We start from the raw sequence: 16696 nt of genomic DNA, 5'->3' as shown, positions 1-16696 counted from the left end.
ACGAGGCAGCTTTCAGCGCCCCGTCCGAACTGCAAAAATTCCGAGGATCACCAAGGGAGGAGTGTGTCTTGCGGTTCCGTCAGAAGCGTCGTGTGGCCGCCCTCGCCCTTCGAGGCTCAGTCGTGCGGATTGCGCACCGGCATCGTCATCTCGTCCGCTTTTGCGGGGTGCCGGTGGTTTGTCGGAGCGTGGCCTCCTCTCATTGCAAAGCCCCGGCGGCGCCCTACCTGCTTGAGACAGGAAACCGGACTTATTGGCGTCGAAGACGACCGGGCAACGGAGGCTGAATTGCAAGATGTCACCGGGGGCCCGCGGCCTCCCTATTCGGTTTCGCCCTCCTCCCCATCCCACATGCCCGCCTTTGCCAGCGTGCTGGCGATCATCGCCATCCTCTATTTTGCCAAGGACGTGCTGCTGCCGCTTGCGATTGCCGTTCTTCTGACCTTCGCATTGGCTCCGATTTCGTCGCGCCTTCGCAAGCTCGGCCTTCCCCGTATCCTGGCGGTGGTCACCACCGTCGTGCTCGCTTTTGCGGTCCTGATCCTCTTCGGTCTCGTCGTGGCGTCGCAGGTTGCCGAAGTCGCGCAGAACCTTCCGGCCTACCAGGGCAACATCATCGGAAAGATCCGCAGCCTCCAGGAAAGCGGCGCCGACAGCGGCATCATGCGGCGTCTCACGCTGGTCGTCGAGAGCGTCGGACGCGAACTCGACAGTGTCGATCAGGCGCCGGCGCCGGCAAGCAGTGCAGCGTCGGAAAGAGAGCCCCTGCTCGTCGAGATCTTTGCGCCCAGCCGTCCGATCGACACGCTGACGAGTCTGATCGGCCCCCTGCTGGGGCCCATTGCGTCGCTCGGCCTGATCATCGTCGTCGTCGTCTTCATGCTTCTGGAGCGTGAGGAGCTTCGCGACCGCTTCATCCGGCTCGTCGGCTATGGCGATCTTCACCGCACCACGGAGGCCCTTCAGGAAGCCGGCAGCCGCGTCGCCCGCTATCTCCTGATGCAGCTGGTCGTGAACTGCGCCTATGGCGTTCCGCTGGCACTTGGCCTGTGGATCGTCGGGATACCGAACGCGGTGCTGTGGGGAATGCTCGCCATCGTCCTGCGGTTCGTCCCCTACATCGGCCCCGTCATCGCGACCGTGCTGCCGCTGTTTCTGGCGTTCGCCGTCGATCCGGGCTGGAGCCTCGTGCTGTGGGTGGGCGCCATCTTTCTCGTGCTGGAGCTGACCAGCAACAACATCGTCGAACCGTGGCTGTACGGCTCGCGAACGGGCCTTTCACCGCTCGCCATCATCGTTGCCGCCATCTTCTGGGCCTGGCTCTGGGGGCCCGTCGGCCTGATCCTGTCGACGCCCCTGACGGTGTGTCTTGCCGTCCTGGGACGCTATGTTCCGCAGTTCAAATTCCTCGAGGTCCTGTTTGGAAGCGAACCGGTGCTGGATCCGAAGGAGCGCCTCTACCAAAGGCTTCTGGCCGGAGACCCCGATGAGGCGACCGATCATGCGGAGGAGATTCTCGAGAAGGACTATCTCGAGGACTACTATGGAACGGTTGCCATTCCGGCTCTTCTGCTGGCCGAACAGGACCGCCGACGGGGCGTCCTGAAACCTGAGCAGATGGAGAGGGTGTTCGGGACGGCAATGACGCTGGTCTCCAACCTCGAGGAAATCGCCCAGGAAGAAGAACATGAGGACGGGCACGAGGCGGGCAAGGCGACGGAGCAGACGCCTCTCGCGCCCGCCACGGGTGCAACCGCCGGCGACGCGGAACTGCCCGACGGCACCGGCAAGACAATCCTGTGTGTCGGTGGCAGAGGGCCGCTCGACGACGCTTCCGCTGCCATGCTGGCCCAGGTGCTTCAGGTGCAGGGGGCCGACGTGGTGGCAGCCAGGCATTCCGACGTCGCTGACCGTCGCGGCAAGGACATCGTCCCGCAAGACGTGGACGGGATCATCATCTGTTTCCTCAACGAGGACTCGGGCAAATACGCGCGGATCCTGGTGCGCCGTTTCAAGCGGCGCCACCCGGGCGTACGGGTCGGGGCGGCACTCTGGTCAGAGCCTCAGGACGAACGGCCGAAGCAACTGCTGGAAGGCGGGGATTTCGTCGCCACGACCTTGACGGAGGCCGTGCACGAGGTGCTCTCCGACGCACCGCCCCTGCCCGCAACAATCCCGCGGAAGATCCAGATCCGCACGCGGCGGCCTGCGGCAAAGGCTACACCGGCGACACCGTAAGCCGGGAAGCCGCGTCCGTCCGCCGGCGGTTTGATTAGCTGATGGCCTTGCCCCATCTGGGAACGGGCAATTGCATCGTCCTGGCCGGTGCGGGGCGCCCCAGATGGTACCCCTGTCCGAAATCGACCTGCAGTCGACGCACGAGGGTCAGATGCTCTACGGTTTCGATCCCTTCCACCAGGATCTTTGCCTTCGTGTTTCGTGCCAGCCTGACGATGTCGGCCAGCATGACCGAGCCCTTGGATGTCTCGCAGTCGTGAAGAAACGACTTGTCGATCTTGACGCAGTCGAAGTCGATCAGCCGCAGCCACGAGAGGCCGGCAAAGCCGGTGCCGAAGTCGTCCAGCCAGATCTTGATGCCGAGGGCCTTCAGGTCGCTGATACAGCGCAGCAGGCTGGAATGGATCTCCATCTCCTGGCCCTCGGTGATCTCGAACGCCAGGCGGTCACCGCAGATCCCGAACTCGCTTAGAGTCATCGCGACGCCGGCAGCAAAGCCGGGCATGCGCAGCTGGATCGGCGAGACATTGACGCTCACCACGCGAGCCAGATCCTTGACGAGGATATCCTCGCAGACCCTGCGGATCGCCCATTGGCCAAGCTCCACGATCGCACCGGTGCGCTCGGCGGCCGGAATGAAGGCACAGGGCGCAATCGCAGTGCCGTCCAGCATGCGCAGTCGCATCAGGGATTCCACCGCAACCGTCTCGCCGGTGACAATGTCCTGTACCGGCTGGTAGACCATCGACACCAGATCCTGTGCGATCGCGATCTTCAACAAGGCCGCGATGTTCTCGCTGTCATCGCTGTTGTTTGGATCATCGGGGTCAAAGAGCTTGACGCAATTTCGGCCGGCGGCCTTGGCACTGTAAAGTGCCCTGTCGGCCTGGTGGATGACCTTCTCCACCTTCGGCGCGGCTACGTCCTTGGTCAGGGCTGCACCGACGCTCACCGTCACTTTCGCTGTCCCGTCCCGCCGCTGCTCGTGGCGGAGCGAAAGGTCTTCGACAGCACCACGAATGGCTTCGGCAAAAGCGGCAACCCCGTCTTCATTGCCCAGATTGACAAGGAATATGAATTCCTCGCCGCCGTAGCGGCCAAGGGAGGCGCCATGGCGATCGGCGAGTGCCCGCAGCGCCTCCGCCACGACCACGAGGCAGCGGTCACCGTCCAGATGGCCATAGTAGTCGTTGTATCTCTTGAAGAAGTCGACATCGACCAGAACAACCGCGAACGGTTGGCCATTCTGCCGCCACTCGGCCCAGAGCGCCCGCAGTGTCTCATCGATGGCGCGGCGGTTGGCCAACCCGGTCAGGGGATCGGTATTGGACAAGCGCAGCAGTGCTTCCCCCCGCTCAGCCGCCTCCTCCTGCCGGGCCTTTGCCACCAGCGCATTGAGAAAGACGTTGTAACGCTCGTGGTTCAGCTTCCAGTTCACATAGGAGGTGAAGATGAAGCAGGAGAGGCAGAAGATGCCGAACGTGAGCTTGTAGACCTGCTCTTCCTGCGGAAACGACAGCAAGGCGGCGAAGAACAAGAGGACAATCACCGTCGATGCCATCAAGGACAGGCGGAACGGGAAATTGAAGAACAGGTTGATGCTCATCATGAAGATGGCACCGAACACCATGTAGTAGGACATGACGGCGGTCTGGGACGTCATCAGCGCCGTGGTTAGCCAGCCTGCATAGGCCAGGATCAATGCCAAGGCCGCCGTTCGATCGATGGCGTCAGCGTCTTGCCGGAGACGTATCTGCAACTCCAGTGCCAGCAGCATGATGGCCGAGATCGCGAACCGTGCCGCAACCGTGTGGCGGGCGACATCGGCGATCAGCAGGATGTCGCTGATCGAAAAGAGCAGATAGACCAGGACCGCGATCCACAGCCCCTGTCGGGTCGTGTGCTTGCGGGACTCCTCCGAGTGCTCCTGATACAGCGCCTGAAGCACGGCAGCCGGCTGCGCACGCGGATCACGCGGAGCATCGACGTCGATCGGGTCTGTCACTTTGTGCATCATGCACGGTCCACCGCTTTCACTGCTGTGGGTTGTCAACGTCAGTGCCGCCCAAGAGGGTGTGTGCGCCATGCGATCAATGCACCGCCTCCTCGACAGGCATTCCCTAGCAGACAAACGAACTGCAAGAGCAAAAATAGCCCAAAGGGCTTAACGCTTTGCCAACCCCTTGGCCCCGTAACTGCATCGACAGCGTTAACCATAACCGGCGATTGAACAGGATTTATATCCTGCGATCGGTCATGTTTGCGGTGTCGTTAATGTCGCCTTAACCAAAGGGCTTAACCCCATGCACCGTATTGCTACACTGGACGGCCACAGCTTGATCACCCCAGCTGCGGTCAATCGCGAGGTCTTGTCGCCTGCCAACGCAAGGAGTGCTGAAGCCGATCGCTCGATGGCCGAGGCCGAGGTTGCTCTGATCTTGAACATTGCCGCCCGCCAGATTCAGGAGCAGCGCGCGCCGGCGCAGATCATCAGCCGGCTGATCAGCTCGCTGCATGACCTGCGGGAAAAGACCGGTGCTCTCTGGCGAGACTTGATCCCGCTGGTGCAGAACCATCCGGTTGCCGCCTATTTTCATGAGGACCCCTTCACACGCTGGTCGTTCGAAAAGCCTCGCGGCTATTCCGGCGATGCGCATCTGATCGACTTCATCTACGGCCATCCCAGCACTGCCGACGAGATCGCCCGCGCCACGCCGCTTGGAAAGACGCTTTACGGCTACACGAGGCAGGCTCCGTCCGCCGTTGCCGTGCGCGAACGCCGGGATCTGCTGACCCGATACGTTGATTCCGTGGCTGACGAACGGGGCACGGGGACAGAGATCCTCACGGTCGCGGCGGGACACCTGCGCGAGGCAGATCGCTCCGCGGCGCTGCATCAGGGCAAAATCCAGCGGTGGGTAGCGCTCGACCAGGACCCGCAGAGCGTCGGCTCCACTGTGCGCGACTTTCAGGGCACCGCCGTCGACGCCATCGACGGCTCCGTGCGCGGATTGCTGACGAACGCCTATTCGCTCGGGACCTTCGACCTCATCTATGCGGCAGGCCTCTACGACTATCTCACGGACAAGGTAGCCATCCGACTGACGCAGAAGTGCCTTTCGATGCTGAAGCCGAACGGCATCTTCCTGTTCGCCAACTTCTCAACGGAAGTGCCCGATGACGGTTACATGGAAACCATCATGAACTGGACCCTGCTGCTGCGCTCACACGCCGACATGCTCAACATCGTCGACGCAAGTCTGGAAGGAGAGCGCGCCGAACGGCAGATCTTCTTCGGGGAAAACCGCAATATCGTCTACGCGACGATCAAGAAGCCGGCCTGATCACTACATTACGGAAACACGCGCCCCATCGGGGCGCGCACTGTCTGATGCGCTGGATCAGGCCACCTGCACCAGGTGGCCTGCCGAAACCTCGCGGTACTGCCGCGAGGGCACCTCGTAGCCGAACGGGCGGACGGGGCTCTTCAGTTCATCGTCGGCCAGGCCGCGGCGGATGCCCCGGCGCGCCGGATCGGGAACGGGAACGGCCGCGATAAGCTTCTTCGTGTAGTCGTGCTGCGGGTTCTCGAAGACGGCGGCGCGCGGACCGATCTCGACGATTTCCCCCAGATACATGACCGCCACGCGGTGGCTCATGCGCTCCACAACGGCCATGTCGTGGCTGATGAACAGGAAGGCGAGGTTGAGGCTCTGCTGCAGGTCGAGAAGCAGGTTGCAGACCTGCGCCTTCACCGAGACGTCGAGTGCCGACACGCTTTCGTCGGCAACGATGACCTTCGGATCGAGCGAGAGCGCGCGGGCAATGGCGATGCGCTGACGCTGACCGCCGGAGAATTCGTGCGGATAGCGGTTCATCATGGACGCCGAGAGGCCGACCCGCTCGAGAAGGTCGGCCGCCTTTTCCCGCGCTTCGCGGGTGGTTCCGAGCTTGTGCTTGATGAAGGGTTCGGCGATCGAGGCACCCGCAGTCATGCGGGGATTGAGGCTGGAAAAAGGGTCCTGGAAGATCATCTGGACGCTCTTGCGCATATTGCGCATGCCGATCTGGTCGAGCTGCAGAACGTTGTAGCCGTCCAGATAGATCTCGCCGTCTGTCGGTTCGACGAGCCGCATGATGGAGCGTCCCGTGGTGGACTTGCCGCAGCCGGATTCACCGACCAGCGACAGCGTCTCGCCCTGAAAGAGGTCGAAGGAGAGGTTTTCGACCGCATGCACGGAGCCGGTCTGGCGGGCGAAGAGGCCTGAGCGGACGGCAAAGCGGGTGGTGAGGTTCTTGACTGAAAGGATGGGCGTCTTTCCCTTCCCGACGGTGTCGGCCACCTCTTCGGGCTCCACCGCTTCGCCGGTGGTGGCATCGACGATCGGGAAGCGTGTCGGCCACCTGCGGTTGGCCATCGAGCCCAGTTTCGGGACCGCCGAAAGGAGGGCTCGGGTGTAGGGATGCCGGCCGCGCAGGAAGATATCTTCCGTCGCTCCCGCCTCCACCTGTTCGCCCCTGTACATGACGATCGTCCGGTCGGCGATCTCCGCCACGACGCCCATGTCGTGGGTGATGAAGAGGACCGACATGCCCTCCTCCTCCTGCAGGACCTTGATGAGGTCGAGGATCTGGCCCTGGATGGTGACGTCGAGCGCGGTGGTGGGTTCGTCGGCAATCAGCAACTTCGGTCGCGAGGCAAGCGCCATGGCGATCATCACGCGCTGTCGCATGCCGCCGGAGAACTGGTGCGGGTAATCGTCGAAGCGGGCCTTGCCGTTGGGAATGCGCACCTTTTCCAGGAGACGCGTCGTCTCGGCCCGGGCCTCCTGCTTCGACATCCCCTTGTGACGGGTCAGGACTTCGGAGATCTGTCGTCCGATCGTGAAGATCGGATTGAGGCTCGTCATCGGCTCCTGGAAGATCATCGAGACCTCGTTGCCCCGGACGCCGCGCATCTCCTTTTCGGTGAGCGAAAGAAGATCACGGCCGTTCAGCAGGACCTTCCCGTCGATCCGGCTGGAGTCCGCATGCAGAAGCCGCATGATCGACAGCGAGGTGACACTCTTGCCGGAGCCGCTCTCGCCGACGATCGCCACGGTTTCCCCCGGCATCACGTCGAACGAAACGTCGCGAACGACGCTCTTCCAGGCGCCATCCACCAGGAAGGAGGTCTGCAGGTTTTGGACGGAAAGAACCGGTGCATCGGCCATCGAGGTCATCTCCCTATCGCATAGGCCTGCATCAGGCGGGGGGTGGCGGCTGCCCGCAGCAGGCCGTCCTTGTCTCGGCGAGCGGCCGTCAAGCGCCCGACCGTCCAGGGATCGGCGACGGTCACCTTGTGGCCGCGGCGGCGAAGCTCGTCGAGTACCTCCGTGCCGATGTTGCTCTCGACCATGATCTCGCCCGGGGAACTCGTGCGCGGATAGAAGGAGCCCGGGAAATGCGAGGTGTGGAAGAGCGGCATGTCGATCGCCGCCTGCAGATTGCTCTTGTGGTGGACGTAGCGCAGGAAGAAGGGCAGCTGCCACTGGTCCTGCTGGTCGCCGCCGGGCGTGCCGAAGGCGAGCGTCGGCCGGCCCTCGTGCAGGGCCAGCGATGGGGTGAGGGTCGTGCGCGGACGCTTGCCGGGTGCAAGCGACGTGGGCAGGCCGGGCTTCAGCCAGAACATCTGGGCGCGCGAATTGAGCGCGAAGCCGAGACCGGGCACGATCGGCGACGACTGCAGCCATCCGCCGGACGGGGTGGTCGAGACCATGTTGCCCCAGCGGTCGATGACGTCGATGTGCACGGTGTCGCCGCGCTTTTCGGAGAGATGCGACATGGTCGGTTCGTAGACGGTGCCCGTGCCGCTCATCTCGCTCAGCATGGCCAGCGTCAGGTCATGCTGGTGGTCGTAGCCAGGCACCTTTCCTGGCCGCAGCTCATGGGAGGCTTCGGCACCGATCAGCTTGCGACGGTCGTTGTTGTAATTGTCGGAGAGAAGATACTCCGTCGGGACCTGCGCGAACTCGGGATCGCCGTAGTAGACCTCGCGGTCGGCGAAGGCGAGCTTCATCGCCTCCACCACGGTATGCACGAAGTCCGGACCAGTCGGATCCATGGCGCCGATGTCGAAGCCCTTGAGCAGCGCGAGAGACTGCAGCAGCACCGGCCCCTGGCCCCAGGCGGGGGTCTTGGCGATCGTCCAGTCGTGGTAGTCGTAGGTTTGCGGGGCCTCGATGGTGGCGCGCCAGTTGGCCATGTCGTCGGCGGTCAACACGCCCTTGTGCCGGGATCCGCTGGCATCCATGACCTCCGCATCCTGCAGGTAGGTGTCGATCGCTTCCGCGACGAAGCCGCGGTAGAAGGCGTCGCGCGCTGCCTCCACCTGCTCTTCGCGTCCGGATTTTGCCTCTGCCTCGGCAATCACCCGCTTCCAGGTTTCGGCCAGGACCGGGTTCCTGAAGTTGCTGAGCGGTTCGGGGGCGGCTCCTCCCGGCATCCAGGTGGCGTAGGAGGTCGGCCATTCCTTCTCGTAGAAGGATGCCAGGCCCTTGATGGTGTTGGAGACACGCTCGAGGACCGGATGGCCCTGTTCGGCGTAATAGATCGCAGGCTCCAGGACCTCGCGGACGCTCATCGTGCCGTAGTCGCGCAGCATCAGCATCCAGCCGTCAAAGGCGCCGGGGATGACGGTGGAGAGAAGGCCGTCGCCGGGAATGAGCGTCAGTCCCTCGGCGGTATAGTGCTCGATGGTCGCGCCGGCCGGGGCGGGACCCTGGGCGCAGATGACCTCGACCTTGTCCTTCTTCTTCGAATAGATGACGGCCGGCATGTCGCCGCCCGGACCGCAGAGATGCGGCTCGACGACCTGCAGCACGAAGCCTGCGGCAACGGCTGCATCAAAGGCATTGCCACCCTTTTCCAGGATGCTCATGCCGACAGCCGAGGCGATCCAATGGGTGGAGGTGAAGACGCCGAAGGTACCGAGGATTTCGGGCCGCGTGGTAAAGTCAGTCATGTGTCACAGTCCCTGTAAAAGTCATGCCTCGCGCGGATCCAGCGCATCGCGCAGGCCGTCGCCGAGGAGATTGAAGCCGATGACGACGAGGAAGATCGCCACGCCGGGCCACATCGCCATCCATGGCGCCTGGCTCAGGAAGTTCTTGGCGACGTTCAGCATCGATCCCCAGCTGGGGGCCGGCGGCTGCTGGCCGAGTCCGAGAAAGGAAAGGCTTGCCTCGGCGATGATGGCGGTCGCGATCGTCAACGTCGCCTGCACGATGATCGGCGCAAAGACGTTCGGCAGGATGTAGCGCAGCATGATGTCGACATGGCCAAGCCCCACCGAGCGTGCGCCTTCGACGTAATCTTCCGTCTTGACCGCCAGCACCTGACCGCGCGTCAGCCGCACGAAGATCGGCATGGCAGAGAGGCCGATGGCGATCATCGCGTTCGTCAGGCTCGGGCCGAGGAAGGCAGCAAGCGCAATGGCCGTAATCAGGAACGGCATGGCAAGCAGCGCTTCGGTGACCCGCGAGATCACCTGATCCACCCAGCCGCCGAAATAGCCGGCGACGAGGCCGAAGGGGACGCCGATGAAGACTGCGATGGCGACCGAGAAGACACCTGCCATCAGCGAGGCCTGCGCGCCCCAGATCATCCGCGAGAGGATATCGCGGCCAAGGTCGTCGGTGCCGAGCCAGTGAGCGGCCGAGGGGGCCTTGCGCAGCGCCGACCAGTCGGTGCCGGCTGGATCGGGAATGGGCAGGAGCGGTGCCGCAGCGGCCAGGATCGCGAAGAACAGGATGATGCCGAGACCGACGAGGGCGCCGCGGTTTGCCCGCATCTTGCGCCAGGCGCGGCTCTTCTGACGCGCCGGGGCGGCGTTGACTGTTTCGACCACGGTCATAGCGTTGCCCTCAGTCTCGGGTTCAGGAGGACGTAAAGCACGTCGGCGATAAGGTTCATGAGGATGAAGCCGACGGCGGTGCACAGGACGACGCCCTGGACCACCGCATAGTCGCGGGTGAAGACGGCATCGACGATCAGCTTGCCGAAGCCGGGGATGGTGAATATCTGCTCCGTCAGCACGGCACCGGCGAGCAGTTCGCCGAAGAGCAGGGCGATCATCGTGACGATCGGCAGCAGCGCGTTGCGGAAGGTGTGGCTCATGATCACCTCCCAGGGCGACAGGCCCTTGGCCCGTGCCGTGCGGATATAGTCGGCGCTCAGGATGCCGAGCATGGAGGAGCGCGTGTGGCGCATCAATTGCGCGGCCAGCGCCGTGCCGAGCACGAAGGCCGGCATGATCATCGTCTGAATGGAACGGACGGGATCGACGAAGATGGACTCGTACCCCGATGCGGGCAGCCAGCCGAGATTTACCGAGACCAGCAGGATCAGCATGATGCCGAGCCAGAAGTTGGGAACGGAGAGGCCCGACAGCGCCACGAGGTTGGCGAGGTAATCGATCCAGCTGTTCTTCCAGACGGCGGCGAGGATGCCCATGGGAATGCCGATCACCAGCGCGAAGATCATCGCCATCACCGCAAGCTGGATGGTGACCGGCAGCTTGTCGCCGATCAGCTCCAGCACCGGCTGGTTGGTGCGCAGGGAAATGCCGAAGTCGCCGGTGACCACGCCGCCAAGCCAATAGAAATACTGCATGATGACTGGATCGTTGAGCCGATACTTCTCCCGCAGGAATTCGAGCGTGGCAGGGTCGCGCTCCTCGCCGGCCATGGCCAGCACAGGGTCGCCCGGCAGGAGCTTCTGCAGCGAGAAGACGAAGATCGAGATGATGATGAGTGTCGGGATCGCGACCAGCAGCCGCTTTCCGATGTAGACAGGCATGGCAGGGCCCTCGCGTCAGGGACGGCCGCACGGAGGATCCGTGCGGCCAGAGGACATCAGTCGGCGTTCTTGACGCCGACCAGGCGGATCATGCCGTCCGGGGACGGGGCAAAATCCGTGACGCCGTTGTCGATGGCGTAGGCATAGGGCTGGTGGCCGAGGTAGATGATCGGCATGTCGTCGGCGAGAATGACGCTTGCCGCATCGTATTTCTCCTTGCGAACGGCATCATCCGTGGACGCACGGGCGTCGTTCAGCAGCTGGTCCACTTCCGGATTGCAGTACTTCACGTCGTTGATGCCGCCTTCGCAGGTGATGAACTGGTGGATGTTGCCATCAGGGTCGATACGGCCGGACCAATCGGAGCGGCTCAGCTGGTAGTTGCCGGCCGTCTGTTCGGAGAGGAGCGTTGCAAATTCCGTCGCCCGCAGGCTGACGTTGAAGCCGGCCTCCGCCACCATCGACTGGATGACCTGCATCATCTGGGTCTGGGTGGTGTTGTTGGCGTGCTGCAGTTCGACGTCGAGGGTCTCGTGACCGGCTTCCTTCATCAGCTCCTTGGCCTTGGCGATGTCGCGGGCAGGAACGGGAAGGTTCTGGTTGAACCAGGGGCTCGTCGGCGGGAATGGCTGGTTGCCGCCCTTCGCCGTGCCTTCGAAGACGATCTGGTTGATGGCCTCACGGTCGATGGCCAGCGAGAAAGCCTGGCGCAGGCGCTTGTCCTGGCCGAGCGGGTTTTCCGCCCTCGCACCGTTTCCGACGTTGACATACATGGCCATGTAGCCCGGGCCGATGACGTCCGCATAGGTGAGGCTGGAGTCCGCCTTCACCGCTGCTGCGTCCGAGGCAGAAATGCGCTCTGCAATATCCAGGTCGCCGGACCGCAGGTTGGCAAGCCGAACGGTGGTGTCGGGGATCGGCAGGTAGGTCACCTTGTCGAGGAAGACCTGATCCGCGTTCCAGTAGTCCTGGAACTTCTCCAGCACGATCCGGTCCTGCTGGATGCGCTCGACGAACTTGAACGGGCCGGCGCAGACCGGATGGCTGCCGAAGTTTGCGCCGAGTTCCTCTGCGGCCTTCGGTGAAACGATCATGCCGGCGCGGTCGGAGAGCTGCGCCAGGAGGGTCACGTCCGGGCTTTTCAGGGTGAATTTCACCTCGTGCTCGCCGGTGGCCTCAACCTTCTCGACGGACGAAAGCTCGCTCTTGCGGCGCGATTCCGGCAGCGTCATGTTGCGTTCGATGGTGGCCACCACGGCTTCCGCGTTGAACGGCGTATCGTCGTGAAACTTGACGCCCTCCCGCAGTGTCATGGTCAGTTCCTTGCCGTCCTGCGACCAGTTCCATTCGGTGGCCAGCTGCGGCACGATCTTCATCTCCTGGGAGATGTCGACCAGCTTGTCGCACATGGCGGTGTAGACGATGCGGCCGACGAAGGTTCTCGACTGCGCGGGATCGAGAACGTCGGCATCGTCCTGGAGGCCGATGCGAAGTTCAGCGGATGCCGCCGGGAAGGCGATGGCAGTTGCCAACAGTGCTGCTGTCAGTGTGGTCAGTTTTCTCATGATCTTTCCTCTGGCTGTTTTCGGGGACATTCTTGTTCTTGGCCGGTTTTCTCCGGCGTGGTCCGGCTGCATGAGCCGAAGTCAGGATGCATGGCTGAGACCGGTATCCTCCGGATGCTCAAGCGAGGTGGCCCGGATGAGACGCTCCTGGAGCATCAGGAGGTGCTGACGCATGGCCTCACCGGCCCGGGACGGGTCGCGTTCGGCAATGGCGTCGATGATGGCGATGTGCTGGGCCAGCGAGATATTGACCGTGTTGCCGGCCGCTCGCGCACGCTCCCGCAGTGCCTGCCAGGCCTCGTCCTGGCGGACGCGGTTGACGACGTCGAAGATGGTGAGAAACAGCTGGTTGCCGGCGCTCTGGGCAATCTGCCGATGCAGCGCGCCGTCCCAGAGTTCCCGGGTGTCGGCGTCCTCGCTGTCGATGATCTTGGCCGCAAGCGCCCGCATCCGCTCGATCTCCTTCGGCTTGGCGCGCAGGGCGGCAAGCTGGGCAAGCTGGGGTTCGATGCGAAGCCGGACTTCCATGATCTCCATCGGATCGGTCACGGCGACGATGGCACCGAAATCACCGCCCAGGCCATCGGGACGTTCGCCGACGAAGGTTCCGGCACCCTGCTTGCGCCAGATCAGACCTTCCGATTCCAGGACTTCCAGCGCCCGGCGGACGGCTCGCCGTCCGGTACCGAGCATTTCCGAAAGCGCCCGTTCGGTCGGCAGCTTCCCGTCCGCATCGATCTGCCCCTTGCCGAGCAGTTCTCGGAGGCGGTCCAGCGCGTAGTTTGCGTTGTCGTGTCCGGTCGTCTCCACGGCTGCACCAATCCCGCACCAATTCTCGATTGGTGCAGTGGAGGCCAAATTTCTCCGGTGGTCAAGCTAAATTTTGACCATTTCTTTTACTGCTCATTATTTCAGCATTTGCTGCTCGAGCATGGCTCCCGAACTTTCGGAAACCACGTCGGGACCACCCGCCTGCCCTCTCCCGGGGCTCAGACGAAGGCGCGAGCGCAGCAACCTCATAGCCGCGAAGAATTAGGCGGTGGCGTCGAGAACGTCGCGCAGCTTGCGGGCCACCTGGTCGATGGTGAAGGGCTTCTGCAGGAAGTTGGTGCCAGGATCGACGATGCCGTTGTGGACGACGGCATTGCTGGTGTAGCCGGTCGCAAAGACGACCTTCAGCCCGGGCTGCAGTTCGAGCGCCTTGTCGGCGAGCCTGCGGCCGTTCATTTCCGGCATAACGATGTCGGTGAACAGGAGGTCGAAGCGGTGGCCGGCCTCGAAGACCGACAGCGCTTCCGGGCCACTTGCGGCATAGGTGACGCTGTAGCCGAGTTCGCGCAGCGTCTCGACGGTGAAGAAGCGGACGCGATCATCGTCTTCGACGACAAAGATGCGCTCGCCGGTGCCGCGCGGAGCCTGCGGCTCGACGACGGCAATCGTCGGCGGGGCGTCCTCGCCGTAGAAGCGGCGCAGATAGATCTTGACGGTCGTTCCCTGGCCGGGCTCGGAATAGATCTTGATGTGGCCGCCCGTCTGCCGCACGAAGCCGAAGACCTGGCTGAGGCCAAGGCCTGTCCCCTTACCGACCACCTTGGTGGTGAAAAAGGGGTCGAAGGCGCGCGCGATGACGTCAGAGGTCATGCCGGTGCCGGTATCGGTCACCGCAATCAGCACGTATTGGCCGGCGCCGATGTCGTGTTCGCCTGCATAGGCATCATCGACATGGGCATTGGCCGTCTCGATCGTCAGGCGGCCGCCGTCGGGCATGGCATCGCGGGCGTTGACGGCGAGGTTGAGGATGGCGTTCTCCAGCTGGCTGACATCGGCCCTGGTCTTCCAGAGCCCGGCGGCCAGCACCGTCTCGATGCGGATATGCTCGCCGAGCGAGCGCACCAAAAGGTCGTTCATGCCGGCGACCATGCGGTTGCCGTCGACAGACTCCGGAGACAGTGGCTGCTGGCGGGAGAAGGCGAGCAGCCGCTGGGTCAGAGTCGCCGCCCGCTGGGCACCTTCCGTGGCGCCGACGATCAGGCGTTCGAGGTCGTGGGTCTCGCCGCGCTTGAGGCGTCGCTGCAGGAGGCTCAGGCCGCCGATGATGACAGCGAGATTGTTGTTGAAGTCGTGGGCGATGCCGCCGGTCAGCTGGCCGACCGCTTCCATCTTCTGGCTCTGGCGCAGCTGTTCTTCCGAGCGGCGCAGCTCTTCCGTCCGCTGCAGGACCTGCTCTTCCAGCGTCTGCGTCAGATGGCGCAGTTCCGCCTCGGCGCGGCGGCGCTCCACGGCCTGGCGGGTCAGTTCGGCGACGTCGCGAATGAAGCGCAGTTCTTCCTCGGTCCAGTGCCGGGGTTTTGCACTGTTGATGAAGAGCAGCGCCACCAGCCCGCTCTGCTCGCGGATCGGGATGTTGACGATGGAACGGGCGGAGATTGCCGCCAGGTTGGCCGCCTTGTCCCGGGTGCGGGGATCCCGTTCGGCATCCTCGAAGACGACCGTCTCACCGCGTTTCAGGTCGTCGACGAAACTGCCGTAGTGGCGCAGGTGCCGCACGCCCTTGAGGCTTTCGACGGTCTCGGCGGTCCAGTCCCGATCGATCAGAACGGTCTCCGCCTCGATGTCGATGGTCCCGTAGCCAACACGATCAACCTTCAGGGCATCTCCCAGCATCTGGGAGGCGGCATAGGCCACATCGACAGGATCGTCGAGATCGGCCACCTTTTCCTGGAAGGCAACCAGGGCGGAGCGGTGCAGCTCGGCGGTCTTCAGCTCATGGATGTCGGTGCAGGTACCGTACCAGCGGAGAATTTCGCCATCCGGGCCCCGCACGGCGTTTGCGCGGCCGATCACCCAGCGATACTCGCCGGAGCGGTGCTTCAGCCGGTACTCGATATGATAGGGTTTACCGCTGGACAGCGATTCCTGCCATATGGCCCAGGCACGCTCCTGGTCGTCCGGATGGAACATGTCGTTCCAGCCCGCACCATCGGTCGAACCGTAGGGAACGCCGGTATATTCGTACCAGCGGTCGTTGTAGAAATCATGAAATCCGTCGGGGCGGGTAGCCCAGATCATCTGGTCGATCGAGTGCGTGATCGCTCTCAGGTCTGCCTCGCTCTGGCGCAGCTTCTGTTCGATCTCGAAACGGTCGTCGATGTCGATGACCGAGCCGATGTAGCCGACGAAGACTCCGTCCGGCGTGAATCTCGGCTCCGCGGCATCGATCGCCCACCGGTAGACGCCATCGGCGCGCCGCAGGCGATATTCGAGACGGAAGGGTTGCTTGCTGGCCAGCGCCTGAAGGAACACGCTGCTGGCGCGCTCCTTGTCGTCCGGATGCATCGCCTCCAGCCAGCCGTAGCCTTCCGCCTGTTCGGCAGTCTGGCCGGTGAAGGCGTACCAGCGCAAGTTGAGGTAGGTGCAGTAGCCGGTCTCGTCGACCACCCACATCATCACGGGCGCGCTGTCGGCCATATTGCGAAAGCGTATCTCGCTTTCCCGGATCCGCTGCTCGTAAGCGGTGCGCTCGGTGGTCTCGTTGACGATGCACAGAACGCCGGCCGCAGCGCCCGCCTCGCCTGGCACAGGCGAAAAGGAGATGTCGAAGGTGACGTTTTCCGGCAGGCCCTGGCGCTCGATGGCGAAAGGCCGGTCCTTCATCAAGACCGGGTTTCCGGTCTCGCGCACCTGAGCCAGAAGCGGCTCCAGATCATGCCACAGTTCGCGCCAGTGGAAGGAAGCCGGCTGGCCGAAAGCGGACGGGTGCTTGTCGCCGATTGTTGCCGCATAAGCATCGTTGTAGAGGGCAATATAGTCCGTACCCCAGAAAAGGATGACCTGCAGCGGCGCCTGCAGAACCGTCGCAACCAGTGTTTGCAGACCCGCAGGCCAGCTGGATGGGCTGCCGAGTGGCGACGTCGGCCCCAGGCCATTCAGCATCTCAAGCGCTTTCAAACACTTACTCTTTCGACACAATCAGGCATCATGGGCACCGAGGAATGCCCTGTTGGCGGTGCCACGGACATTGCCTCACCTGCTGGCTCATCTGTTGATGGCGGGCT

The 16696-nt window shown here is 63.4% G+C and carries 10 protein-coding genes; 2 read left to right on the top strand and 8 right to left on the bottom strand.

What is annotated here, in order from left to right:
* The first annotated feature begins 351 nt into the window (after positions 1-351).
* A complete protein-coding gene (locus EO99_RS0113240) occupies positions 352-2238 on the top strand; it encodes an AI-2E family transporter (RefSeq protein ID WP_081852048.1) in 1887 nt (628 codons plus the stop codon).
* A gap of 34 nt (positions 2239-2272) precedes the next feature.
* On the opposite strand, the gene EO99_RS0113235 is transcribed toward EO99_RS0113240, so the two are convergent.
* Complete coding sequence (locus tag EO99_RS0113235) at positions 2273-4255, bottom strand: putative bifunctional diguanylate cyclase/phosphodiesterase (protein ID WP_029619119.1); 1983 nt, start codon at positions 4253-4255, stop codon at positions 2273-2275.
* Between the two features lie 286 nt (positions 4256-4541).
* On the opposite strand from EO99_RS0113235, the gene EO99_RS0113230 reads away from it, so the two are divergent.
* Positions 4542-5582 (top strand): class I SAM-dependent methyltransferase, encoded by a 1041-nt coding sequence (locus EO99_RS0113230; protein ID WP_029619118.1) that lies wholly within the window; start codon positions 4542-4544, stop codon positions 5580-5582.
* A gap of 57 nt (positions 5583-5639) precedes the next feature.
* On the opposite strand, the gene EO99_RS0113225 is transcribed toward EO99_RS0113230, so the two are convergent.
* The 7 genes from EO99_RS0113225 to EO99_RS0113195 form a co-directional block, all read right to left on the bottom strand.
* The gene (locus tag EO99_RS0113225; protein ID WP_029619117.1) at positions 5640-7451 is read right to left on the bottom strand and encodes an ABC transporter ATP-binding protein; all 1812 of its coding nucleotides are present in this window, start codon (positions 7449-7451) and stop codon (positions 5640-5642) included.
* A gap of 5 nt (positions 7452-7456) precedes the next feature.
* Positions 7457-9241, bottom strand: a complete 1785-nt coding sequence (locus EO99_RS0113220) for a gamma-glutamyltransferase family protein (protein WP_029619116.1) — start codon at positions 9239-9241, stop codon at positions 7457-7459.
* Between the two features lie 21 nt (positions 9242-9262).
* A complete protein-coding gene (locus tag EO99_RS0113215) occupies positions 9263-10132 on the bottom strand; it encodes an ABC transporter permease (protein ID WP_029619115.1) in 870 nt (289 codons plus the stop codon).
* The gene (locus EO99_RS0113210) at positions 10129-11076 is read right to left on the bottom strand and encodes an ABC transporter permease (RefSeq protein ID WP_029619114.1); all 948 of its coding nucleotides are present in this window, start codon (positions 11074-11076) and stop codon (positions 10129-10131) included. Before EO99_RS0113210 ends, EO99_RS0113215 begins: the two co-directional genes overlap by 4 nt.
* Before the next feature lie 56 nt (positions 11077-11132).
* Entirely contained in the window at positions 11133-12641 is a 1509-nt protein-coding gene (locus EO99_RS0113205) for an ABC transporter substrate-binding protein (protein WP_029619113.1), read from the bottom strand.
* A gap of 81 nt (positions 12642-12722) precedes the next feature.
* Entirely contained in the window at positions 12723-13451 is a 729-nt protein-coding gene (locus tag EO99_RS0113200; RefSeq protein ID WP_029619112.1) for a FadR/GntR family transcriptional regulator, read from the bottom strand.
* A gap of 222 nt (positions 13452-13673) precedes the next feature.
* Positions 13674-16589, bottom strand: a complete 2916-nt coding sequence (locus EO99_RS0113195; RefSeq protein WP_156034765.1) for a PAS domain S-box protein — start codon at positions 16587-16589, stop codon at positions 13674-13676.
* Positions 16590-16696: the final 107 nt, after the last annotated feature.

The organism is Pseudorhizobium marinum, assembly GCF_000705355.1.
Classification (GTDB): Bacteria; Pseudomonadota; Alphaproteobacteria; order Rhizobiales; family Rhizobiaceae; genus Neorhizobium; species Neorhizobium pelagicum.
This window is presented reverse-complemented; position numbering and strand designations above follow the sequence as displayed.